Below are 21,159 nucleotides of genomic sequence, written 5' to 3'. Positions count from 1 at the left end.
CTGCCATGGTCGAAGCCCTCACTGCCTCGGCTCGCGAGTGGCACAAGCTGCAGGTCGCTGCCTTGGCCTTCGTGGGACTGTGCGGCGTGCTCACCGGCGACAACGGCACCAGGCTCCCGATGTGGTTGCAGTCGGTCGCCGGGGTCCTCGCGCTCCTCGCCCTTGCGTGCGCCGCATTCGGGCTCTTGCTCGTGGCGGTTGTGGCGTGGCCGCTCGGCGTGCTGAAGGACGCCACGGCTGGTGCCCGCCGGCTCCGAGCCGGCGTCGCATTCACGTGTTTAGCGGTTGGACTGACCGCGCTCTCGGCATCCAGCAACTGGTGGCCACAGTCCGGTGCTGAACGGCCTGTCCAGGTCAGCACCAACGATGGCACGGCCTGCGGCCCGGTTGTCGACAGCGCCGCCGGGTGGGTCGACGTCGAGGTGGGCGGCACCGTGGTCCGCGTGGATCTGGCGAGTGTGGTCTCACTTCGGCCCGTGGAGTCGTGCTGATGCACCCGGGTCGGCTCGGTTCCGGGTCACCTGCGCGGGTCACCCGTCGTCTCGGCGCTTGAGGATGAGCCTGTCATCGTCCGCCGAGACGACCTGCATGTGGCGAGGCACCCCTTGCGCCGCCCCCTCGCTCAGCGTGATGGTGTCGCCCTCGAGCGTCCAGATGCCGGTGGCCTCTTCGGGGACATCGGTGGCGCCGAGGCCGGCCTCCGCAAAGGTTCCGTCCGGACGCAGGTCGAGTGTCATCCGGCCCCGGGACGGAGGGAGGTCGGTTCCAGCGGGCCGGAAGACCATCTCACCGGCTGTGTCCTCCTCGTGAGCGTGCACCCAGCACCCGCTCACCTGGTAAGTCATCACGGACGGCTACGCCGTCGCGAACGACTTGCGGGGCCCGGCGAGGCAAGCACTCATCCGGGCAACCTGTCCTGCGGTGAACATGAACATCGCAGCGTCGTCGACGTAGTCCATGTAGTTCATGAACATGTCGCCGTTCGGGCCGTTGCCGCAACTGATCACTGGGAAGCTGGGCTTGCCGTAGTTCGGCCCTCTCGAGTTGGGGGTGTCGGAAACTAGGTCGCCTCCGCTGCAATCGAGGGTGTCGCCCCAGATGTGTCGCAAGTTGAGCCAGTGCCCGACCTCATGGGTCAGGGTGCGGCCTCGGTTGAACGGCGCGATCGCGCTGCCTTCGGTCCCGAAGGCGGAGTGAAGGATCACCACGCCATCGGTTGCCTTGGGGCCGCCGGGGAACTGGGCGTAGCCGAGCAGCCCGCCTCCGAGCGCGCACACCCAGACGTTCAGGTAGGCATCGGCGGGCCAGGCTGTGGACCCGCCTTGGCTGGCCTTCTTCACGCCGTCGCCGGGGCCGAACGAGGCACGGTCGGTCTGGACGCGGACGATGCCGTCGGTCCTCTTGCCGTCGGGGTCCTTGGTGGCGAGCTTGAACTTGATCTTCGCGTCAGCGGCAAGCCCTTTCCACGCGTCGGGCACCTTGGCGGTGTCGGGGTTGGTGAACCTGTAGTCCTGGTTCAGGACCGCGATCTGGCTCTGGACCTGGGCCTTGCTGATGTTCTCCTTCGGCTTCTTGTAGACCACGTGCACCACGGTGGGGATCGTGATCAACCTGCGGGCCACCCGTTCGGCCTCGCCCGAGGTGACGGCTCGGGCGGTGAACGCCTCGGCGCGCTGTTGATTGGTCCGGAATGACGGCTGTTCCTCGAGCAGGCGCTCGTACTCCTGCATTGCTGCGCATTGCCGACGTCTGGGAGCCATCTGCACCACCTCCCGGTCCCGGGTGAACCGCTGCTCCTACGGATCCGGTTCCTCACAAGTGAGGTTCTACTTCGCTTTCTGGCCTGTCAAGGAAGGAGGACGGCCCGAGGCGGGTGCCCCAGCGCGGCTCGTCTGCGCCTCGCCGCGGGATCGGGATCAAGGCGTCCGACGAACGGGGTCAGTCGATTGCCACGGGTGGCCCATGCCACGTGGCGCGTTGCGCGTGGGTCCTTGCATGGCAACGTGACCAATTTTGGCCATGCGGGTAGTCGCGCGACCCGAGGAACATCAAGAGCATCCCTCGGGAGGGGACATGACTCGGACACGGCACAGCATCGCAAGCCTGACACGCGGCGACGTCGCTGCCGCGGCGACAGAGGCCTGGCATCCGGTCCTCGACACCTATGCGCGCGGCGTCGATCTCATGCGGGAGCTGCCCGTCGACAATCCTGCATCCTGGCTGTGGGCGGCCAACACCCACGGATTCCCGCCGGGAACCTCGGCTCGGCCCGCGTGGGGACAGTGTGCGCACGCCTCGCTGTTCTTCCTTCCTTGGCACCGCGCCTACCTGGCATGGTTCGAGGGCACGATCCGCGCCCTCACCGGCGATGATGACTGGGGCCTGCCCTACTGGGACTACTCCGACCCGGACAACCCCGACGCACCTCTCCTGCCTGCGGAGTTTCGGGCACCGACTCGGATCGTCGACGGCGCGGTGGTCGACAACCCACTCTTCGACCCAGCTCGCAACGACGGACCGATCCCGGCCGACGACGTCGACCTCCTTCCCGCCCTCAGTGAGTCGCGCTTCGTCGGCGGGGTCCCCGACGTCGGGTTCGGAGGAACGGACCGAGACCGCCGCTTCGGCGACGTGGAGAGCACCCCCCACAACTGGGTGCACGTCGACATCGCAGGACTGATGGAAAGCCCGGCGACCGCCGGCCGGGACCCGATCTTCTGGCTCCACCACGCCAACATCGACCGGTTGTGGGAGGTGTGGCTCGCCCTGCCGGGATCGATCCGGCTCACGGACCCCGGAGGTGCCTCGGCGTTCCTGGTCTCGCAGTGGCAGTCGGCGATCTTCTGGTTCGGCTCCGAGCAGTCGCCGTCGACGTACACGATGGCGGACGTCGAGGACCTGACCAGCCTGAAGATGGACTATGGGTACGAGTCGATCGAGCTGCCGGGGGTCCTGACACAGGCAATCGCATCCGCCCGCCCGCCAGAGCCGGCCGGAGGAGGCCCCATGCCGTTGGACGATGCCGAGGCCCGGTGGGAACCGGTGGCCGCCACCTTCGACCTCGACTCCGAGGAGGAACGTGATGTGCCCTTCCAGGCCGGTCCGCGTGGGCTGGACGACGCGCTGCCCTCGCGGTTGGTGCTGGAGCTCGCCGGCGTCCGCGCCGAGCAACCGCACGCGGCGTACGTCGTTGAGGTGCGGTCCGCGCCGGACCAGCCGGCCCATCGCGCCGGCAGGTTCGCGACCTTCGGGCTGGCCGGGACTGCGCCCGAGGAGGAGCGCAACTACCTCGTCGACGCCTCGGCGATCCTGCCTGACCTGCTGGCAGAGGACTGGACCGGTGGGCAGCTGTCGGTGAAGCTCGTGCCAGAGGAGGGACGGCCCGACTCGGACGACCCCGACCGGGCCATCCACATCCAGCAGCTGACGGTCTACACCCAGACGCCATGAGCGTGCTCCAGGCCGCGCCGCTGGCCGATCGCCTCTCGGACTCGGTCCGCGCCACGACCGCGCGGGTCATCCTCGGTGCTACGGCGACGGCCTGGCTCGCTCTGAGCATCCCCTGGCCAGGCCGTGGATCTGCCGGGCAGACGCACGACCACCACGCGCACGCCGTATCGCCGGTCGCCGATGTCGTCGACCCGTGGAGCCTGACCTGGATGAGCTCCTGGCTGCTGATGGTGATCGCCATGATGTGGCCGCTGGCCGTTCCCACGGTCGGCGCAGTGTCCCGCTCGAGCTACCGCGGCTGGCGAGCTCGGCTACCGGTTGTCTGCCTCGCGACCGTGACCGCCCTGTGGCTGGCCGTTGGCCTCGCCGGCGCCCTGCTTGCGCGCTCGCTCGGCGTACCCGCTGGCAGTGTCTGGTGGCAGCTCGCGTTCGTCGGCCTCGCGCTGGCGGCTTTTCGGTCGGCGCGACGCACCCGCGTGCTGGAGACGTGCCTGCGGCTGCCGCCATTGGCCCCGGGAGGTCGTCGCGGTGTGGTCACCGCAGCCAGGGCGGGACTGCTGACCTGGCGTCGATGTGTGGTCCTGTGTGGGCCGGTGATGCTCGCGATGAGCGTCGGACACAGCGCGGTCCTGATGGTGTGCGCCTCGCTCGCCGCGTGGTGGGAGTCCTGGCACCCGAGGGCATGGCGCGATCCAGTGCCCGTGATGCTTGTCGCTGCCGGGGGACTGTGGCTGCTGGTCTCCCATGCATTGGCGCAGGGAGTCGGCCATGGCTGACGTCGTCGCTGAGGTCGACCTCCTGGTCCAGGACGGCTCTCTCGCATTGGCCGAGACCGGCGTGCCGGGCGGAGGCGCGGTCAAGGAGACGAAGGAGCTCAGGCTGTCCGGCGACGTCAACGACCGCTTTCTGGACGGACCGGCCTGCCGCCGGATCGCCATCGTCGACTTCGAACCCGCCACAGGCCTGCCCTCGTCCCCTCCGGCCACCTTCACCCCATTCACGTCGAATCCGCGCTCCGGGAAGTACGTCGCCGACGGCGACGAGACCTCGGCGACGAACATCGCGATCAACGCGTTCGGAACCGTCTTCCAGACCGTGCGCATGTTCGAAGGCCGGGACGCTCTGGGCAGACGGGTCGACTGGGCGTTCGGCAGCGAGCAGCTCCTCGTCGTACCCCGGGCGGGGGAGTGGGCCAACGCCTTCTACGAGCGGGCCACTCGCAGCCTTCAGTTCTTCTCGTTCGTCGGCGAGTCGGGTGCGCGGGTCCACACTGCCCTGAGCCGCGACATCGTGGCCCACGAGTGTGGGCACGCGCTGCTCGACGCGGTGGCGCCGTCGCTCTACGACAGCTCGACGCCGCAGTCGGTAGCGATCCACGAGTCCGTCGCGGACCTGGTCGCGGTGATCATGGCCCTCGACAGCAGGCGCCTGCGCGAGGCAGTCCTGGCTCGGAGCGACAACGTGCTCGCTGGAGCGAACGCGTTCACTGCGATCGCCGAGGAGTTCGGCATGGCTCGGCCAGGTGCGGACGGCATAGCCCGGCACGCTTTGCGGGAGCTGGAGAACGACGAGACCTTGGAGACCCTCTCCGGCGCCAGACCCCACATCCTCAGCACGCTGCTCTCGGCCATCTTCTACGACACGCTCAACGTCGTCTTCGCCAAGCTGTTCCAGGAAGCGAAGCTGCCCGACGCCAACGGAGTCACGCCAACGCCAGCGGCCGCGGCCAACAAGGCGCTCGGCACAGCCCAGATCGTCTTCCGCCGGTTCTTGCTCCGCGGGATCGACTACCTGCCGCCCGGTGAGCTCAGCTTCGCCGACGTCGGCCGCGCCACCCTGGCCGCCGACCGGGCCGCCCGCCCTGCGGCCAGCGAGGTGCGCGAGAACTTCTCCCACCAGTTCGTCAAGCGGCTGGTGGTTGCGACCGCGCAGGAGCTCGAGAGCCCCCAGCCCCAGAGTCTCGCTGTGCCCCCGGACCAGGTGTCGTCTCTCCACGACAGTGACTGGGCGGCCTACCAGTACGCCACCCGGCACCGTTCGACGCTCGGGCTCCCGGACGGCGTGTCGTTCACCGTGCTGCCCCGGGTCGACAGCACGAAGGTGATCGGCGCCAAGGGTGACGACGGTGTGGCGCCGATCCAGCGGGAGCTGATCGTCAAGATCGCTTGGAACGACACCGAGGATTCGACAGGCACTGTCGGTGGGATGCGCGTGGTCCCCACCGGGGCAACCGTCGTGCTGAAGTGGGACACCGGCGAATGCCTGGCCCTGGTGCGCAGCGATGTGACCGGAGTCGAGCACCGGCGCGACCGGGACCGGCTCCTTGCGCAGCTCGAGGAGGACGGAGCGCTCGCCACCCACGACGGTGCTGACGTCGGGGAGAGCGTCGGGCTCCGTAGCGACGGCGACTCGGGCCTGCGCGCCAGTCACCGGTTGCTCCACCTGGCGGGGTGGGACGGATGAGCGACCTCGTCGTGCGCGCCTACAACGTCGGGTTCGGTGACGCCATCCTGGTATCGGTGCCGGAGCGCACGAGCAGGGGCAAGGAGAAGACACGGCACCTGCTCTTCGACGTCGGCAACCTCCTGGCCGGGGACGGCAATGACGACGCGGTCTTCACCGGAGTCGTCCAGGACATCGCTGACCGCACGGGTGGCACCGTCGACCTCTACGTCATGACGCACGAGCACCTCGATCACGTGCAGGGGCTGCTGGCAGCAAGACGGGCCGGCGTCGACCTCGCGGCGAAGCACGCCTGGCTCACCGGGTCGGCGCACCCCGACTACTACACGACCCATCCCGACGCGAAGCTGAAGAAGCGCTCGCTCGAGCTGGCGCTGGAGGACGCACACCGCATCGTGCAAACCGCGCCCGACCCGTGGCTCGAGATGATGATCCGGAACAACTCCACGCTGCTACCGCCTGGTGCGCTCGGCCTGAAGACCAGCGACTACGTCGACCACCTGCGCAAGATCGCCCCGCCCGACCAGACCCACTACGTCGACCGCACCACCGACCTCGCCGGGAAGCACCCGTTCAGCGAGGCCACCGTGCGGCTCCTGGCCCCGGAGGAGGACACGTCCTCGTACTACGGGCGAGGTGGACCGACGTTGACCGTCGCAGAGGCCGACGCCGGGGCGGCCGCAGCCACCGCGTCGGAGGCACCGGTCGGGCTGTCCGTCCCGCCGGTGGGAGTGGATCCCGGCGCATTCTTCGACCTCCAGGCGGCGCGCCGCCGCAACACTCGCCGCCAGATCATGGAGATCGACCAGGCCAACAACAACACCAGCGTGGTCCTGGAGCTCGAGTGGCGCGGCTGGCGGCTGCTCTTCGCCGGAGACGCCGAGCTGAAGTCATGGAAGACGATGCACGCCAACGGACTCGAGCCGGCGCACTTCGTCAAGATCTCCCACCACGGCAGCCACAACGGGACGTACGACGACCTGTTCGACGAGCTGATGCCGCAGCAGAGCCCCGACGGACGCGAACGGCACGCCCTCGTGTCCACGCACGACGGCGACTGGGACAGCGTGCCGGATGCGGACGGAACCCTGTCGCTCTACCGGCCACCGCGCTGCACCCTGCACGACACCCGGACCGTCGCTCGCGGCGCGTCTCTCGAGATCAGGTTTGCGGGCTAGCCCCGGACCGTCGAACCGAGCAGGCGGAGGTAGACAGATGAGTGAAGGCGAAGAACCGTTCGCGGCCCCCAGCGAGGAGTTCGCCGCGGCAGAACCTGTGGCAAGGCAGCCCGGGGAGGGGGACGATGCCCCAACGACGGGACTGGCGCTGTGCCTCTCGGGTGGTGGCTACCGAGCCATGCTCTTCCACGTCGGCGTCCTCTGGCGGCTGAACGAGGCCGGGATGTTGCGGGAGCTGGACCGCATCGCGAGCGTCTCCGGTGGCTCGATCACGGCCGGAGTCCTGGGCCTCAACTGGAGCAAGCTGGACTTCGACGAGGCTGGTGTCGCGGGGGACTTCAACGACCAGCTGGTCGAACCGGTCAGGCGCATGGCCGGCGTCGGTATCGACGTCACCGCGGTGCTGGCGGGTCTGGGACTGCCGTTCACCTCGGTCTCGGACCGGGTGGCGAAGGCATACCGCAAGCATCTCTTCGGGAAGGCGACCCTGCAGTCGCTGCCCGACGCGCCGCGGTTCGTGTTCAACGCGACCAACCTCGAGTCCGGGGTGCTGATGCGTTTCAGCAAGGCCTATCTGGCCGATTATCGGGTCGGGCAGGTGCTCAACCCAGACCTGCCGCTCGCGGTTGCGGTGGCCGCGTCCTCGGCGTTCCCGCCGGTGCTCTCGCCGTGCACGATCGACCTGGAGCACGAAGACTGGGTGACCCTGCCGGGCAACGACCTGACCACGCCTGACTTCCGCGGCCAGATCCGACTCAGCGACGGTGGGGTCTACGACAACCTCGGCCTGCAACCTGCCTGGAACCAGTTCCGCACCTTGCTCGTGGCCGATGCCGGCGGGCACATGGGTGCGGATCCCTCCCCGGCCACCGACTGGGCGCGCCACAGCGCACGGGTGCTGCAGGTGATCGACAACCAGGTGCGCTCGCTGCGCAAGCGCCAGGTCATCGAGGCCTTCAGGGCGGACCGTCGAGCCGGGGCCTACCTCGGGATCCGGAGTCATGTTGAGGACTACCACTTGGCGGACGCCATGCCCGCCGATCCCACGGTCACGATCAGGCTCGCCGCCACGCCCACCCGACTGGACGACCTCCCGGCGGAGCGTCAGGAGATGTTGATCAACTGGGGCTACGTCATCACCGACACGGGTGTCCGCAAGCACGTCCGTCCCGCCCTCCCGCGCGGCGAGCTGCCGTACCCCTCACGACCGTTGGTCAAGTGACATGTCCGAGTCCTACGAGGTCGAGGACCGGCGATAGCAGTGCCCGGGGGCGTCGAGTTCACCGAGTCCGCGGACACGCCGCGCAGCCACATCGCGCTGCGGATCATCGCTCAGGATCCGTCCGTCAAGGGCGACGACGACAAGATCCTCACCGCAACGGTCCGGATCCCCTGGTCCCGGATGGAGGACGGCCCGCGCGGCGCACGCCTGCATGTGGTCGACTTCGACGCCTCGACCGGGAGATACCTCAAGCATCCGGGGCTGCCCAACGACGACGAGTTCGCGGACGCCGAAGACGAGGAGCTCGAGACCAGCCATGTCTTCCATGCGCAGCAGGTCTACGCGGCGGCGTCCCGGACGCTGTCGGCCTTCGAGTCTGCACTCGGGCGGCGGCTCGCGTGGGGCTTCAACGGACACCACCTGTACCTGGTGCCGCACGCCTTCGCGGAGGCCAACGCCTACTACTCCTTCGAGGACAGGGCGCTGCTCTTCGGCTACGTGCCCGGTGACGACGAGACGGTGACCTACACCTGCCTGAGCTACGACGTCGTCGTGCACGAGACCACCCATGCGTTGCTCGACGGTCTGCGCCGCCGTTTCCTCGAACCCGGGCTCCCGGACCAGGCGGCCTTCCACGAGGGCTTCGCCGACATCGTCGCGCTGCTGTCGGTCTTCTCGATGCACCCGGTTGTCGAGCAGGCGCTCGGCAAGGCCGACAAGAACGGCCGGATCAAGCGACGACAGGTCGAGCGAGACCATCTGCGCAGCGGCGTGCTCACCGGAGTCGCTGAACAGCTCGGCAAGGTTCTCACCCAGGGACGCGGCGCACTGCGGCGGTCCGCGATGACCCCTCCGCCGCCGGACTGGGCCGAGCTCCCGCAGTACGAGGAGCCGCACCGACGCGGTGAGGTGCTCGTGGCGATCGTGCTGGACGTCCTCCTCGACATCTGGGTCAAGCGACTCGAGCCGCTGCTCCAGCCGGATGAGGAGGCCCGCGTCGCCACCCTGGACCGTGCGCGCGCCGCCGAGGAAGGTGCGCGGGCAGCTGCCCAGCTGCTCACCATGATGATCCGCGGCCTGGACTACCTCCCACCGGTGGAGTTCGAGTTCGGCGACCTGCTCGACGCCGTGCTGCTCGCCGACGCCGAGGTCGTCCCCGATGACGACCTCGGTTACCGGGACATGCTCATCGACCGGTTCGACAAGGCCGGCGTCGAGCGTCCGAGGAACCGCGTCACCAACGTCGTCGAGGCCGAAGTCGCGCCCCACTACCTCGGCTTCAACTTCGCCGCACTGCGCAGCGACCGGGACGAGGTGTTCCGGTTCCTCTGGCAGAACGCGCAACGGCTCGACGTCTGCACGAAGTACTACACCGTCATCGAGTCCGTCCGGCCCAGCCAGCGCGTCGGGCCGGACGGCCTGATCGTGCCCGAGTTCGTCGCCACCTATGTCCAGATGCTCGACCTCAGCGCCGGGGAGCTCCGGCAGATGGCCGAGCTCGCGACCCCCGAGACCCTGGATCCGGCTACCCCCGTCCAGCTGCTCGGCGGCGGAACCCTGGTCTTCGACCAGTTCGGACGGCTGAAGCTGCACATCCACAAGAACCTCGACGACTGGCGTCGCCAGCTCCGCCGGTTGGAGTACCTGCACCGCACCGGCCGCTACGACACCGACAAGCGCCTGGGCTTCTCCGAGGGCGCTGCGCGCGGGCAGGCGTTCGCCGAGCTGCACAACACCGAGCTCGGTGCGGGGGAGGCGTGGTGAGCACCGTCGAGCGGGTCAGGGTCCGGATGTACCAGGTCGGGTTCGGAGACTGCTTCCTGCTGTCGCTCGAGTACGACGAGCCCCTGCAGGATGGCCGTGCCGAGCGGCACGTCCTGATCGACTACGGCTCGACACGGTCGGCCCGCAAGGACCGGGCCAAGGGCCGGATGAAGGACGTGGCTCCCCTCATCCGCGAGCACACCCACGGCCAGCTCGACGTCGTGGTCCTCACCCACCGCCACAAGGACCACCTGTTCGGATTCGCCGACGACGCCGGGGCAGCGACCCTGAGGATCCTCGAGCCCAAGCTGGTCCTGCGTCCATGGACCGAGGACCCGAGCCTGCCCGCCAGGGCAGACGGTCCGGCGTCGGGGGCCGGGGCCATGGTTGCCGGCCCCGACGGCATCGGCGCCGCGTCGGCCAGGTTCGCCCGCAACCTGTCGGACGCCCAGGAAGCCGCCGGCCAGCTCGCTGCCCGGCCGGGGCTCCATGCCGGGCTCAAGGCGGCAGCCGACGAACAGCTCAAGAACGCCGACGCGATCGCGCTGCTCGACGAGCTGGCCACACAGCAGGCCGGCGCGTACCTCTTCGCGGGCTGCGACGCCGGTACCGCGAACCTGGTGCCCGGTCTCGAGGTCACGGTGCTCGGCCCCGCGACGGTCGAGCAGGACGCCCGCGTGGCCAGGCAGACAGAAGAGCACACGGAGTACTGGATGGCCGCGCTGCGCGCGTCGCTGCACGAGGCAGCAGGCCCTGCGACCACCGCCCGAGCCGGCGCGGAGTCGACGGTCCCGGTCGGGCCCGGCCCCGTGCGCTGGCTGATCGGACGGCTCGGGGAGCACAAGACGCACTCGGTCGCCCGGCTGGTCCGCAAGCTCGATGACGCGCTGAACAACACCAGTCTCATCCTGCTGATGGAGGTCGGCGGCCTCAGCATGCTCTTCCCCGGCGACGCCCAGATCGAGGACTGGCAGCACACCCTCGACCGGATCGCCGGCGATGCCGAGCTGAAGAAGAAGCTGACTGGCATCGACCTCTACAAGGTGGGCCACCACGGCAGCCGCAACGCCACCCCACGCTCCTTGCACGCACTGTGGGCCGACCGCTCCGACACGCTGCCGCCCCTCACCGCACTGATGTCCACCCGCCCCGACGTGCACGGGGGGAGCGAAGCCACTGCCGTACCCCGGGCCACCCTGGTCACCGCACTCAAGCAGGTGGCCACCCTGATCTCCACCGACGACCTCGACCGGGGCCAGGCCTTTGTCGAGATCGTTGCCGAGACCACGGGTGGTCCGTTCAGGTTGGCACCCTGATGACCACCGCCACCTACGTGTGGTTGCCCCGGTGACTGAACCGGACGGTCTTGTCTAGACCTGTGACCGCAGGAACTCCTGCACCAACCGCTCCTGCTGTTCGCTGGTCGCGTGGGACAGCTCGAGCGTCTGCTCGCCGATCGTGAGCTTCACGGACCTACCGGGATCCTGGCGGCGTTGCAGCCACGTGCGGATCGTGGAGACGAGCACGTCGAGCGCACGCACCGAGCCAGTCACCTGGACGAGGAGGGCGGCCGCGGCAGCCATGTCGAGGCCCTTGCTTCCCGGTGGGGCTGGCCCACCCGGAACCGTGGACACTGACTCGACATCGAGCTGCGTGAGCTCGTGCCGCAGGTCGAGCATCAGCACCTCGCGTGCCTCGAGGTCGCTGCCCGGCTCGACCAGCTCGACCTTGACGACTGTGTCCATGTGGGCCACCCCCGGCGTCTTCGCTGCCGTTCCTGATCCTGACTCGACCACGGAGTCGCGCCGCGGTCAATCCCCGGAGGCTCGTCGGACTGGTCGCTGGTGCCGTTGCGGCGTATAACGAGTTGAGGGGGCGCCATGGCAGTCTCGACCGAATCCCTCGGTGACCGACGCTTCGCCCTGCTGCTGGCCGTCAGTCAGTACGCAGACCCGGCGTTGAGTCGGTTGCGCTCTCCGGCAGTGGATGCGGTTGCTCTGCGGGACCTGCTGGCGGATCCGGAGATCGGAGCCTTCGCCGTCACCTCCGTGTTCGACGAGAAGGCGCAAGCCATGCGTCTGGCCGTGGAGGAGTTCCTGGCCGACCGGCACCCCGACGACCTCGTGCTGGTCTACCTGTCGTGCCATGGGCTCGTCGATGCGCGTCGCCGGCTGTACTTCGCGGCGCGCGACACCCTGAAGAACCGGCTCGCCTCGTCCGGGGTCGAGGCGCACTGGTTGCTGGAGCAGCTCGAGGACTGCCGGGCTCGCCGCCAGGTCGTGGTCCTCGACTGTTGTTTCAGTGGGGCCTTCGCACAAGGGGCCAAGGGCGACACGGATCTCGACCTGGGCGAGCGATTGATGGGAGAGGGGCGAGGACGAGTCGTGCTGACTGCGTCGCGAGGCACTGAGTACTCCTTCGAGGGGGATCCCACGGAAGGCCGGCCACCGCCGGGCTCGGTCTTCACGACTGCCCTGGTCAGCGGGATCACGAGCGGGGAGGCCGATGCCGACGACGATGGGCAGATCTCGGTGGACGAGGCATATGCCTACGCCTTCGAGAAGGTTCGCGAGGCTGGTGCGCAGCAGACCCCGCAGCGATGGCTCTACGGCGCAGAGGGCTCGATCGTGCTCGCCCGGACGCCCGTCGACATCGGCTCGACGACCCGGACCGAATCACCATCACGACTGACGTCTCCGGAGCCCCGGATCGAACCAGCTCCGGCGCCGGCCGGCTCCGAGCCGCGTCCGCTCCCACACCGGTGGCGCCCATGGTTGCTGGGCGCCGCAGCTGCACTGGTCGCGCTGGCTGGTGCACTGGGTGCCGCCCAGCTCTTCGGACGAGACGACGGCGGCAGCCCGGAGGGTGGCGGCGTGTCAGGGCCCCACCAGTTCACCGTGGAGGCACCCTGGCGCCTGGTGGTCCGCGGCGACGACGTCGGCGACGGCTGCACGGTGACGGTCACCGACGAGGGCGGCCAGACGCAGACCGTCGAGGGTGTCTACTCCACCGAGTACTTCCATATGCACACCAGCGGCACGGTCGAGTGGGAGGCCGATCACCCTGCCTGCCAGGTGCTGCAACAGCCGACCGCCAACGAGCAGCAGCTCCCGCTTGTCTGGCGGATCAGCCAAGGAGACACGCCTGCCTTCAGCCCGGGCGACGCCGTCACGGTGGAGGTACTCAGCTTCAACGGAAACGACGACTGCGACCTGGAGCTGCACGCCGTCGCGGACGGCCGCGCGATCTCGTTCGGGACTGTTCGGAACAAGGCCGAGCCCGAAGTTCTCGACACCTACGGGGACTCGCCGGTCTACATCGCGGACCCGGCCTGCTCGATCCGCCTGACTGATGGCCGCTGACCACGATCGGGGTGTGGGGAGTGGGTCGGCCTGTAGGCCGGGTTCTGTCCCGCAATGCGGGGGCGACCATCCATCTGCGACGACCGTTGCCGGCCGCCTGGTGCGATCTACCCGGATGCTCGGGCGGGCCGCCCTCGAACGCATCCTGTCTGATCTTGCTCCGGGTGGGGTTTGCCTAGCTGCGCCGGTCGCCCGGCGCACTGGTGGTCTCTTGCACCACCGTTTCACCCTTACCGGTCCGAGGACCGGCGGTCTGTTCTCTGTGGCACTGATCCCGCGGGTTGCCCCGGGTGGCTGTTGGCCACCACCCTGCCCTGTGGAGCCCGGACCTTCCTCGACCCACCACCGGAGCGGTGAGCCGCGGCCGCCCGGCCGACCCACTCGGGAGGAGTCTAGGGGTGCGTCAGCACCTCGGCGCCATCCTCGGTGACGAGCAGGGTGTGCTCGAACTGCGCGGAGCGGCGCAGGTCCTTGGTGACGACGGTCCAGCCGTCGTCCCACATGTCGTAGTCGGGCGTGCCGAGGTTGAGCATCGGCTCGATGGTGAACGTCATCCCGACCCGGATCTCGTCGTCGAAGCGTTCGTCGTCGTAGTGGGGGATGATCAGGCCGGAGTGGAACGAGGTGCCGATGCCGTGGCCGGTGAAGTCGCGGACCACGCCGTAGCCGAAGCGCTTGGCGTAGGCCTCGATCACCCGGCCGATGATGTTGACCCGGCGCCCGGGCTTGACCGCCTTGATCGCCCGGTCGAGCGCCTCCTTCGTGCGCTCGACGAGCAGCCGCGTCTCCTCGTCGACGTCGCCGGCGAGGAAGGTGGCGTTGGTGTCGCCGTGCACGCCGCCGATGAAGGCGGTGATGTCGATGTTGACGATGTCGCCGTCCTCGACGACGCGCGCGTCGGGGATGCCGTGGCAGATCACCTCGTTGACGCTCGAGCACAGCGACTTCGGGAAGCCGCGGTAGCCGAGCGTCGAGGGGTAGGCGCCGTGGTCGCAGAGGAACTCGTGGCCGATGCGGTCGAGCTCGTCGGTGGTGACACCGGGTACGACGTGGGAGCCGACGAGGTCGCGCGCCTGCGCGGCGAGGCGGCTGGCGACTCGCATGCGCTCGATCGTCTCGGCGTCCTTGACCTCCTCGCCGGTGAACCGCTGCGGCGCCGGCCGGTCGACGTACTCCGGGCGGGCGATGTGGGCGGGCACGGCACGACGCGCAGATACCTCTGCGGGGGATACGACAGGCACGGCGCGAGTGTATTTCACAGGTCTCGATACGCCCTTTCGCGACCTCGTCCCTCAGTCGCGGGGCTACTCGACCTCCCGCCACACGCCGTGCGCGACTGCGTCGCGCCCGGCTAGTGTCGTGACATGAGCGAGAACGAATACTGGTTCTGCCTGACGCACCACGCAGTGGAGGGCAGGGACGGCTGCAAGAACAGCGACCGCCTCGGCCCCTACGCCTCGGCTGCGGAGGCCTCGCGCGCCCTCGAGAAGGTCGAGGAGCGCAACGAGGAGTGGGACAACGACCCGAAGTGGAACGACGACGGCGCCGGCTCCGGCGACGGCGTCACCGACGGCACGCCGGACAACTGATCACTTCTTCTTGTTCTTCTTGCCCTTGACGGGGTTGGCCGCCTGAGCGACGTCGGCTGCGGCCCGGACGCTCTTCAGCGCCCGCTTGGTGTTCTTGTCGAGGGTCTTGGTGAGCTCGGCGATCGCCGCCTCGTACTGCTTGCTCACGCGCGCGGACGTCTCGGCCGCCACCCGCTCCGCGGTGTCCTGCGCGACCTTCTGGACCATCGCCGCTGTCGACATCGCCTGGGTCCCGACGTCGGCGGCGCGCTCGACATGTGAGCGGCGCGCCGCAGCTGCCACGGGCTTGTCGGACGCGGTCGTCCCCGACGTCGTCGGGCGCGCCGCCGCCCTGGCGACCGTCGCCTTCTTCGCGGGGGCCTTCTTCGCCGTCGACTTCCTGGCCGGTGCCTTCTTGCTCGGTGCCTTCTTGGCGGCGCTCTTCGTCGTGGTCCTGGTCGCCGTCTTCTTCGTGGGGCCGGCCTTCTTCGTTGGGCCGGCCTTCTTCGCGGCGGTGCTCGTGGACTTCGTTGCCGTGGACTTCGTGGCCGCCGACTTCTTCGCGGGTGTCTTCTTCGCAGTGGCGGCGGCGGACGACGTCGTCTTCTTGGCCGGAGTCCTCTTGGCGGTCGACTTCTTCGCGGGTGCCTTCTTCGCGGTGGACGTGGTGGCTGCCGTCTTCTCGGCCGGGGTCTCGCTCACGGAGGTCTCCTCGCGTCGTCGGAATCCCTGATCCTGCCGCGCCGGGCGGACGTTGTCACCGGCCGGGGCGTCGGTGTGCCCCGGCCCGCGGTGCGCGAGGCGTCAGAACGTGTGCTCGGCGGCCGGGAAGGTGCCGCCGCGGACGTCGTCGGCGTACGCCCTGGCCGCCTCGAGCAGCACGCCGTGCACGTCGGCGTACTGCTTGACGAAGCGCGCCATCCGGCCGGTGCGCAGGCCGAAGGCGTCCTGCCAGACGAGGACCTGGCCGTCGCAGCCGGCGCCGGCGCCGATGCCGATCGTCGGGATCGTCAGCTCCTTGCTGATCTGCTCCGCGACGTCGCCCGGGACCATCTCCATGACGACGGCGAACGCGCCCGCCTCCTGCACAGCGCGGGCGTCGGCGATGACGCGGTCGCTCGCGTCGCCGCGGCCCTGGACGCGGTAGCCGCCGAGGGTGTGCTCGGACTGCGGGGTGAAGCCGATGTGCGCCATGACGGGGATGCCGCCCTGCGTGCACTTCTGGATGACCGGGGCCATCTCGGCGCCGCCCTCGAGCTTGACGCAGTGGGCGCCGGCCTCCTTCATGAACCGGACCGCGGTGAGGTAGCCCTGCTCGGGCGAGGCCTGGTAGCTGCCGAACGGCAGGTCGCCGACGACCATCGCGCGCTTCACCGAGCGCGCAACGGCGCGGGTGAGGGGGAGGAGCTCGTCGACCGTGACCGGGAGGGAGGTCTCGTTGCCGAAGACGTTGTTGCTCGCGGAGTCGCCGACCAGCAGCAGGTCGATGCCCGCCTCGTCGAAGGTCGCGGCGGTGTACATGTCGTACGCCGTCAGCATCGTGATCTTCTCGCCGCGCTCCTTCATCTCCCGCAGGTGATGGGTGCGGACCCGCTTGGCGGGGGCGGCCTGCTGCGATGCAGCCGGGCCGGAACCGTAGGGGGCGGTCTCTTCAGGCATGCTCACTCCTCGTCATCTCGCGGCTCCCTGATGGAGTCCACGGACCACTTGTCAGGCTAGTGCCGACCCGTGGGTACGGCGCTGTGGCGACGGTCACGCTCAGCGCGGCGACACCCGTACGACGCGGTCCCGCACGCCGTTGTCGGTGGTGACGAGCAGGTCGCCGTCGCGGGCCGACGTGATCGACCGCAGCCGGCCGAACTGCTGCAGCCGGGGCGGGCGGGTGACCGAGGTGAGGCTGCCGGCTGCGTCGAAGCGCAGGAACAGGACCTCGGAGCCCTTGAGCGCAGCGACGGCGAGCGTGCCCTCGAGCGCGCCCCACTGCGGACCACGGACCCACGCAGCGCCCGAGGTGGCGATCGTCGGTTCGCCGGAGGACCAGACCGCGTCCTGCTGCTCGCCCGGCAGCGACTGGTCCGTCATCGGGACCGACTCGTCGTAGCCCGGGACGGGGTTCCAGCCGTAGTCGCCGCCGGCGACGAGCAGGTTGACCTCGTCGTCGCGGTAGCTGCCGTGCTCGACCGACCAGACCGAGCCGTCGGCGCGCTGGGCGAGGCCCTGCACGTTGCGGTGGCCGTAGGTCCACACGAAGCGCCGCGCGCTGCTCGCGTCGGCGTACGGGTTGCCGGCCATCGGTGCGCCGGTGCCGCGGTGCACGCGCAGCACCTTGCCGCCGAGGGAGTCGAGGTTGCGGGGGTTCGTCCCCACGGCGGCGTCGCCGGTGCCGATGAACAGGGCGTCGCTGTCGCGGTCGAGGAGCAGCCGGCAGCCGCCGTGGCGGCCCGAGGTCGAGGGGAGGCCGGTGAGGAGCGTGCGGTGGCCGCTGAGGCGGGTCCACTTCCTGTCGACGCGCCAACGGCTCACCTGCACGTGGTTGCCGCCCCTTGCACTGCCGTGGCACGCCCACAGCGTCCGTGCGCCGGGGTCGACCGCGAGGGACATGAGCCCGGTCTCGCCGGAGACCCACACCAGCTTCGAGAGGTCGGCGAGCGTGCGTCGCTTGCCCTTGCGTACGACGCTGAGGCGGGCGCGGTCGCGCTCGGAGACGACGAGCCGGCCGCCTGTGGCCTGCTGGACGTCCCACGGGTGCTCGAGGCCGCGCGCGACCGTGCGTACCCGCAGCTGCGGGGCTCGCGCCTCCTGATGGCCTGCGGCGTCAGCAGCCGCGACCGACGGCGGTGGCCCCGTCAGCAGGCCGCCGGCGAGGGCGCCGGTCGCGAGGACCGTGGCGAGGGACAGGGACAGGCGGGTGGTGCGGAGGCTGTGGCGCACGCGGGCGACGCTACGGCGAGCGGAGCCGGCGGGTAAAGGTCCATCGCCCGTCAGGGATTGCCGAGCAGGCCGGCCAGCGGCCGGGCGAGCTGGATCCCGATCATCGTCGTGTCGTAGCCGAGGCGCTCGTTGAGGGTGCGCATCGCGGCGTTCCCGTCCTGGGTCCAGGTGTAGACCTCCTCGATGCCGTGCTCGGCGGCCCAGGCCAGGGTGACCAGCTTGAGGTGCACCGCGAGTCCGCGGCGGCGCCAGTCACGGCGTACAGCGGTGAGGCCGTTCTCTGCCCGGGTCGGCTGGTCGGGGTCGAGCCCCACCCCGGCGCACCCGACCACCTCGCCGTCGTGGAGGGCGAGGAACATCGGGTCGACCAGCCAGTCGCGCGCCCACCGCTCGGGGCTGACGTCGAGCGGGGTGTCGACGGCGAAGTCGGCGAGTGCCTCGAGGCCGAAGCGCTCGTACGACGCTTCCCACAGGCCGGGCCGCTCCTGCGCGGTGACGACCTCGATGCCCTCGGGTGCGGGGGTCGGCTCGACGGGTCCGGTGAGTCGGTAGGTCTGCTCGACCTCGCGGTTGACCTCCTCGAAGCCGAACCGGTGGGCGAAGGCGAGGGAGCCGTCGTCGTCGGCGCCCGCGCGCACCGTCGGCAGGCCGAGCTCGCCGACGTGCGCGACGAGGCGCTCGAGCAGGGCGGTGCCGACGCCCCGGCGCCGATGGCCTTCCAGCACCCGCGGGATCACCGAGCCGCCGCCGCTCGAGTCGGACGGTTGGGCCAGCCCGTGCCCGACGACCTCCCCGTCGGCACGGGCCAGGAGCATGAGCCGTTCGGGCTTGTCGCCCTCCCGCAGCTCGGTGAGCGACTGGGTGCGCTCGTAGGGGATCACCGCGATCCGGACGCGCCGCCACGCCTCGTAGTCGTCGTCGGTGACGCAGCGGGTGATCTCGAGGGCCATGGGGAGAGCCTCCCTGCTGCCCGCCCGGGTAGTCCACCGGGTTCTGGTCGTCGTACAGACCTCCGGCCGACCGTTTCCCGGTGGACCACCCCGGGGTGGGGGGCAGGATCCCTAGAGTGGCGGCGTGGACTTCTACTCGGCCTACGCCCAGGGCTTCGCCCGGATCGCGGCAGTGACCCTGCCGGTGCACCTCGCCGATCCCGTCGCCAACGCAGCTGTCGTGATCGAGCAGGCGCGGGCCTGCCACGACGACTCCGTCGCCGTCGCGGTGTACCCCGAGCTGTGCCTGACCGGCTACTCGGTCGACGACCTGTTCCTGCAGGACACGCTGCTCGCGACGGTCGAGGAGGCGCTCGCCGAGATCGTCGCGGCGAGCGCCGACCTGATGACGATGCTGGTGATCGGCGCGCCGGTCGTGCACGGCAACAGGGTCTTCAACGCAGCCGTCGTCGTGCACCGCGGCTCGATCCTCGGCGTCGCCCCGAAGTCCTACCTGCCCAACTACCGCGAGTTCTACGAGCGGCGCTGGTTCGCGCCGGGCGACGACCGCGAGCTGGAGTGGATCACCGTCGCCGGGCAGGACGTCCGCTTCGGCCCCGACCTGATCTTCCGGTGCCTCGACGTCCCCGGCCTCGACCTGCACGTCGAGGTGTGCGAGGACATGTGGGTGCCGGTGCCGCCGAGTGCGGAGGCCGCGTTGGCCGGCGCGACGGTGCTCGCCAACCTCAGCGGGTCGCCGATCACGATCGCCCGCGCGGAGGACCGGCGGCTGCTGGTCCGCAGCGCGAGCGCACGCTGCGCAGCGGCGTACGTCTATGCCGCCGCCGGGCAGGGCGAGTCGACGACCGACCTGAGCTGGGACGGCCAGACGATGGTCTACGAGTGCGGTTCGCTGCTGGGCGAGAGCGAGCGGTTCCCCGACGGTCCGCGGCGCACGGTCGTCGACGTCGACCTCGACCTGGTCCGCCAGGAGCGGATGCGGCAGGTGACCTTCGACGACAACCGACGCACCCACCACGAGCGGGTCAACCGCTTCCGCACCGTCGAGTGGGAGCTCGAGCCGCCGACCGGCGACATCGGCCTGCTGCGCAAGGTCGACCGCTTCCCGTTCGTGCCCGACGACGCCGAGCGGCTGGCCCTCGACTGCTACGAGGCCTACAACATCCAGGTCACCGGCCTCGAGCAGCGGCTCAACGCCATCGGCTCGCCCAAGGCCGTGATCGGCGTGAGCGGCGGCCTCGACTCGACGCACGCGCTCATCGTCGCCTGCAAGGCGATGGACCGGCTCGGCCGCCCGCGCAGCGACGTGCTCGCGTTCACGATGCCCGGCTTCGCGACGGGGGAGACCACCAAGTCGTACGCCACCCGGCTCTCGCAGGCGCTCGGCGTGACCTTCGAGGAGCTCGACATCCGGCCCGCGGCCGAGCAGATGCTGAAGGACCTCGGACACCCCTACGGCCGCGGCGAGAAGGTCTACGACGTCACCTTCGAGAACGTCCAGGCCGGGCTGCGCTACGACTACCTCTTCCGCCTCGCCAACCAGCGCGGCGGCATCGTCGTCGGCACCGGCGACCTCTCCGAGCTCGCGCTCGGGTGGTGCACCTACGGCGTGGGCGACCAGATGTCGCACTACACGGTCAACGCCGGCGTCCCGAAGACGCTCGTGCAGCACCTGATCCGCTGGGTGATCAGCCACGGCGAGTTCGACGAGGCCGTGGGGAAGCTGCTCGGGGAGATCCTCGAGCTGGAGATCACCCCCGAGCTGATCCCCGTCGAGGACGGGAAGAAGCCGCAGGCGACGCAGGACACGGTCGGTCCCTACAACCTGCAGGACTTCACCCTCGCGCTCGTCGTACGCCACGGCTTCCGGCCGCGCAAGATCGCGTTCCTGGCCTGGCACGCGTGGAAGGACCTCGAGTCGGGGGAGTGGCCGCCCGGCTTCCCCGAGGACGCGCGGGTGGCGTACTCGCTGGAGGAGGTCCGCACCTGGCTGGTGGTCTTCGTCAAGCGGTTCTTCGCCAACCAGTTCAAGCGCTCGGCGCTGCCCAACGGCCCCAAGGTCAGCCCCAGCGGCACGATGAGCCCGCGCGGTGACTGGCGGATGCCGAGCGACGCGAAGGGGACGGCCTGGCTGGCCGAGATCGACCGGGACGTGCCTGCCTCCTGAGCGCGGACGGGCCTTTGCCTGCCCTTAACGACGGGCTGGAGCGCGGTTAGCCGCGCCCGCGCGAACCTCCTGTCACGACGCCGCACCCGGCGTCGGACGACGAG

At 69.8% G+C, this 21,159-nt stretch carries 20 protein-coding genes and 1 other RNA gene; 12 read left to right on the top strand and 9 right to left on the bottom strand.

Going from position 1 to position 21,159, the window contains the following annotated elements; genetic code table 11:
• Window positions 1–5: 5 nt before the first annotated feature.
• Complete coding sequence (locus tag JOD65_RS17415) at window positions 6–491, top strand: hypothetical protein (RefSeq protein ID WP_191196162.1); 486 nt, start codon at window positions 6–8, stop codon at window positions 489–491.
• A gap of 39 nt (window positions 492–530) precedes the next feature.
• On the opposite strand, the gene JOD65_RS17410 is transcribed toward JOD65_RS17415, so the two are convergent.
• Together JOD65_RS17410 and JOD65_RS17405 are read right to left on the bottom strand one after the other, a co-directional pair.
• The gene (locus JOD65_RS17410) at window positions 531–737 is read right to left on the bottom strand and encodes a lipocalin family protein (RefSeq protein WP_191196161.1); all 207 of its coding nucleotides are present in this window, start codon (window positions 735–737) and stop codon (window positions 531–533) included.
• Between the two features lie 117 nt (window positions 738–854).
• Window positions 855–1,730 (bottom strand): zinc metalloprotease, encoded by an 876-nt coding sequence (locus JOD65_RS17405; RefSeq protein ID WP_191196160.1) that lies wholly within the window; start codon window positions 1,728–1,730, stop codon window positions 855–857.
• Between the two features lie 343 nt (window positions 1,731–2,073).
• Here JOD65_RS17405 and JOD65_RS17400 point away from each other — a divergent pair, with 343 nt between their 5' ends.
• Genes JOD65_RS17400 through JOD65_RS17370 form a run of 7 tightly spaced genes read left to right on the top strand, consistent with a single transcriptional unit; the run spans window position 2,074 to window position 11,393 of the window.
• Entirely contained in the window at window positions 2,074–3,450 is a 1,377-nt protein-coding gene (locus tag JOD65_RS17400; RefSeq protein WP_191196159.1) for a tyrosinase family protein, read from the top strand.
• Window positions 3,447–4,226: a copper chaperone gene (locus JOD65_RS17395; protein ID WP_191196158.1), complete on the top strand. Its 780-nt coding sequence runs from the start codon at window positions 3,447–3,449 to the stop codon at window positions 4,224–4,226. The genes JOD65_RS17400 and JOD65_RS17395 overlap by 4 nt, the downstream gene beginning before the upstream one ends.
• On the top strand, window positions 4,219–5,913 hold the full coding sequence (locus tag JOD65_RS17390; RefSeq protein WP_191196157.1) for a gluzincin family metallopeptidase: 1,695 nt from the start codon (window positions 4,219–4,221) through the stop codon (window positions 5,911–5,913). The genes JOD65_RS17395 and JOD65_RS17390 overlap by 8 nt, the downstream gene beginning before the upstream one ends.
• Window positions 5,910–7,091 (top strand): ComEC/Rec2 family competence protein, encoded by a 1,182-nt coding sequence (locus tag JOD65_RS17385; RefSeq protein WP_191196156.1) that lies wholly within the window; start codon window positions 5,910–5,912, stop codon window positions 7,089–7,091. The genes JOD65_RS17390 and JOD65_RS17385 overlap by 4 nt, the downstream gene beginning before the upstream one ends.
• A 37-nt stretch (window positions 7,092–7,128) precedes the next feature.
• The gene (locus JOD65_RS17380) at window positions 7,129–8,313 is read left to right on the top strand and encodes a patatin-like phospholipase family protein (protein WP_191196155.1); all 1,185 of its coding nucleotides are present in this window, start codon (window positions 7,129–7,131) and stop codon (window positions 8,311–8,313) included.
• A gap of 39 nt (window positions 8,314–8,352) precedes the next feature.
• Window positions 8,353–10,077 carry a gluzincin family metallopeptidase gene (locus tag JOD65_RS17375; RefSeq protein WP_191196154.1) on the top strand — a complete coding sequence of 575 codons (1,725 nt, stop codon included), beginning with the start codon at window positions 8,353–8,355 and terminating at the stop codon, window positions 10,075–10,077.
• The gene (locus JOD65_RS17370; protein WP_191196153.1) at window positions 10,074–11,393 is read left to right on the top strand and encodes a ComEC/Rec2 family competence protein; all 1,320 of its coding nucleotides are present in this window, start codon (window positions 10,074–10,076) and stop codon (window positions 11,391–11,393) included. The genes JOD65_RS17375 and JOD65_RS17370 overlap by 4 nt, the downstream gene beginning before the upstream one ends.
• Before the next feature lie 54 nt (window positions 11,394–11,447).
• Here JOD65_RS17370 and JOD65_RS17365 read toward each other — a convergent pair whose 3' ends face one another.
• Window positions 11,448–11,822 carry an effector-associated constant component EACC1 gene (locus JOD65_RS17365; RefSeq protein ID WP_191196152.1) on the bottom strand — a complete coding sequence of 125 codons (375 nt, stop codon included), beginning with the start codon at window positions 11,820–11,822 and terminating at the stop codon, window positions 11,448–11,450.
• A gap of 135 nt (window positions 11,823–11,957) precedes the next feature.
• On the opposite strand from JOD65_RS17365, the gene JOD65_RS17360 reads away from it, so the two are divergent.
• A complete protein-coding gene (locus JOD65_RS17360) occupies window positions 11,958–13,439 on the top strand; it encodes a caspase family protein (RefSeq protein WP_191196151.1) in 1,482 nt (493 codons plus the stop codon).
• Between the two features lie 17 nt (window positions 13,440–13,456).
• Here the strand turns inward: JOD65_RS17360 and rnpB are convergent.
• Together rnpB and map are read right to left on the bottom strand one after the other, a co-directional pair.
• Window positions 13,457–13,819: RNase P RNA component class A (gene rnpB / locus JOD65_RS17355), an RNA gene on the bottom strand.
• Window positions 13,820–13,831: 12 nt separating this feature from the next.
• On the bottom strand, window positions 13,832–14,680 hold the full coding sequence (gene map, locus JOD65_RS17350) for a type I methionyl aminopeptidase (RefSeq protein WP_191196150.1): 849 nt from the start codon (window positions 14,678–14,680) through the stop codon (window positions 13,832–13,834).
• A 123-nt stretch (window positions 14,681–14,803) separates the two neighbouring features.
• Here map and JOD65_RS17345 point away from each other — a divergent pair, with 123 nt between their 5' ends.
• Complete coding sequence (locus tag JOD65_RS17345; protein ID WP_191196149.1) at window positions 14,804–15,028, top strand: hypothetical protein; 225 nt, start codon at window positions 14,804–14,806, stop codon at window positions 15,026–15,028.
• Here JOD65_RS17345 and JOD65_RS17340 read toward each other — a convergent pair whose 3' ends face one another.
• Window positions 15,029–15,310 carry a hypothetical protein gene (locus JOD65_RS17340; RefSeq protein WP_191196148.1) on the bottom strand — a complete coding sequence of 94 codons (282 nt, stop codon included), beginning with the start codon at window positions 15,308–15,310 and terminating at the stop codon, window positions 15,029–15,031.
• A gap of 4 nt (window positions 15,311–15,314) precedes the next feature.
• On the opposite strand from JOD65_RS17340, the gene JOD65_RS17335 reads away from it, so the two are divergent.
• On the top strand, window positions 15,315–15,740 hold the full coding sequence (locus JOD65_RS17335; protein ID WP_204811251.1) for a hypothetical protein: 426 nt from the start codon (window positions 15,315–15,317) through the stop codon (window positions 15,738–15,740).
• 71 nt (window positions 15,741–15,811) lie between these two features.
• Here the strand turns inward: JOD65_RS17335 and panB are convergent, their stop codons facing one another.
• From panB to JOD65_RS17320, 3 genes are all read right to left on the bottom strand, one after another.
• Window positions 15,812–16,666, bottom strand: coding sequence for a 3-methyl-2-oxobutanoate hydroxymethyltransferase (gene panB, locus JOD65_RS17330; protein WP_191196147.1), 855 nt, complete (start codon window positions 16,664–16,666; stop codon window positions 15,812–15,814).
• Window positions 16,667–16,765: 99 nt separating this feature from the next.
• Window positions 16,766–17,938 carry a PQQ-dependent sugar dehydrogenase gene (locus JOD65_RS17325; RefSeq protein ID WP_191196146.1) on the bottom strand — a complete coding sequence of 391 codons (1,173 nt, stop codon included), beginning with the start codon at window positions 17,936–17,938 and terminating at the stop codon, window positions 16,766–16,768.
• A 50-nt stretch (window positions 17,939–17,988) separates the two neighbouring features.
• Window positions 17,989–18,888 carry a GNAT family N-acetyltransferase gene (locus JOD65_RS17320; RefSeq protein ID WP_191196145.1) on the bottom strand — a complete coding sequence of 300 codons (900 nt, stop codon included), beginning with the start codon at window positions 18,886–18,888 and terminating at the stop codon, window positions 17,989–17,991.
• Window positions 18,889–19,012: 124 nt separating this feature from the next.
• Between JOD65_RS17320 and JOD65_RS17315 the strand changes: the two genes are divergently transcribed.
• The gene (locus JOD65_RS17315) at window positions 19,013–21,055 is read left to right on the top strand and encodes an NAD(+) synthase (protein ID WP_191196144.1); all 2,043 of its coding nucleotides are present in this window, start codon (window positions 19,013–19,015) and stop codon (window positions 21,053–21,055) included.
• Window positions 21,056–21,159: the final 104 nt, after the last annotated feature.

This window comes from Nocardioides cavernae (genome assembly GCF_016907475.1).
In the GTDB taxonomy this organism is placed as follows: domain Bacteria; phylum Actinomycetota; class Actinomycetes; order Propionibacteriales; family Nocardioidaceae; genus Nocardioides; species Nocardioides cavernae.
This window is presented reverse-complemented; position numbering and strand designations above follow the sequence as displayed.

Bases quoted from the DNA above. Each gene is read 5' to 3' on its own strand.
- JOD65_RS17405 (WP_191196160.1), bottom strand. From the start codon at position 1,730: ATGCAGGAGTACGAGCGCCTGCTCGAGGAACAGCCGTCATTCCGGACC.
- JOD65_RS17410 (WP_191196161.1), bottom strand. From the start codon at position 737: ATGACACTCGACCTGCGTCCGGACGGAACCTTTGCGGAGGCCGGCCTC.
- JOD65_RS17360 (WP_191196151.1), top strand. From the start codon at position 11,958: ATGGCAGTCTCGACCGAATCCCTCGGTGACCGACGCTTCGCCCTGCTG.
- JOD65_RS17390 (WP_191196157.1), top strand. From the start codon at position 4,219: ATGGCTGACGTCGTCGCTGAGGTCGACCTCCTGGTCCAGGACGGCTCT.
- JOD65_RS17400 (WP_191196159.1), top strand. From the start codon at position 2,074: ATGACTCGGACACGGCACAGCATCGCAAGCCTGACACGCGGCGACGTC.
- JOD65_RS17365 (WP_191196152.1), bottom strand. From the start codon at position 11,822: ATGGACACAGTCGTCAAGGTCGAGCTGGTCGAGCCGGGCAGCGACCTC.
- JOD65_RS17380 (WP_191196155.1), top strand. From the start codon at position 7,129: ATGAGTGAAGGCGAAGAACCGTTCGCGGCCCCCAGCGAGGAGTTCGCC.
- JOD65_RS17415 (WP_191196162.1), top strand. From the start codon at position 6: ATGGTCGAAGCCCTCACTGCCTCGGCTCGCGAGTGGCACAAGCTGCAG.
- JOD65_RS17395 (WP_191196158.1), top strand. From the start codon at position 3,447: ATGAGCGTGCTCCAGGCCGCGCCGCTGGCCGATCGCCTCTCGGACTCG.
- panB (WP_191196147.1), bottom strand. From the start codon at position 16,666: ATGCCTGAAGAGACCGCCCCCTACGGTTCCGGCCCGGCTGCATCGCAG.
- JOD65_RS17345 (WP_191196149.1), top strand. From the start codon at position 14,804: ATGAGCGAGAACGAATACTGGTTCTGCCTGACGCACCACGCAGTGGAG.
- JOD65_RS17385 (WP_191196156.1), top strand. From the start codon at position 5,910: ATGAGCGACCTCGTCGTGCGCGCCTACAACGTCGGGTTCGGTGACGCC.
- JOD65_RS17320 (WP_191196145.1), bottom strand. From the start codon at position 18,888: ATGGCCCTCGAGATCACCCGCTGCGTCACCGACGACGACTACGAGGCG.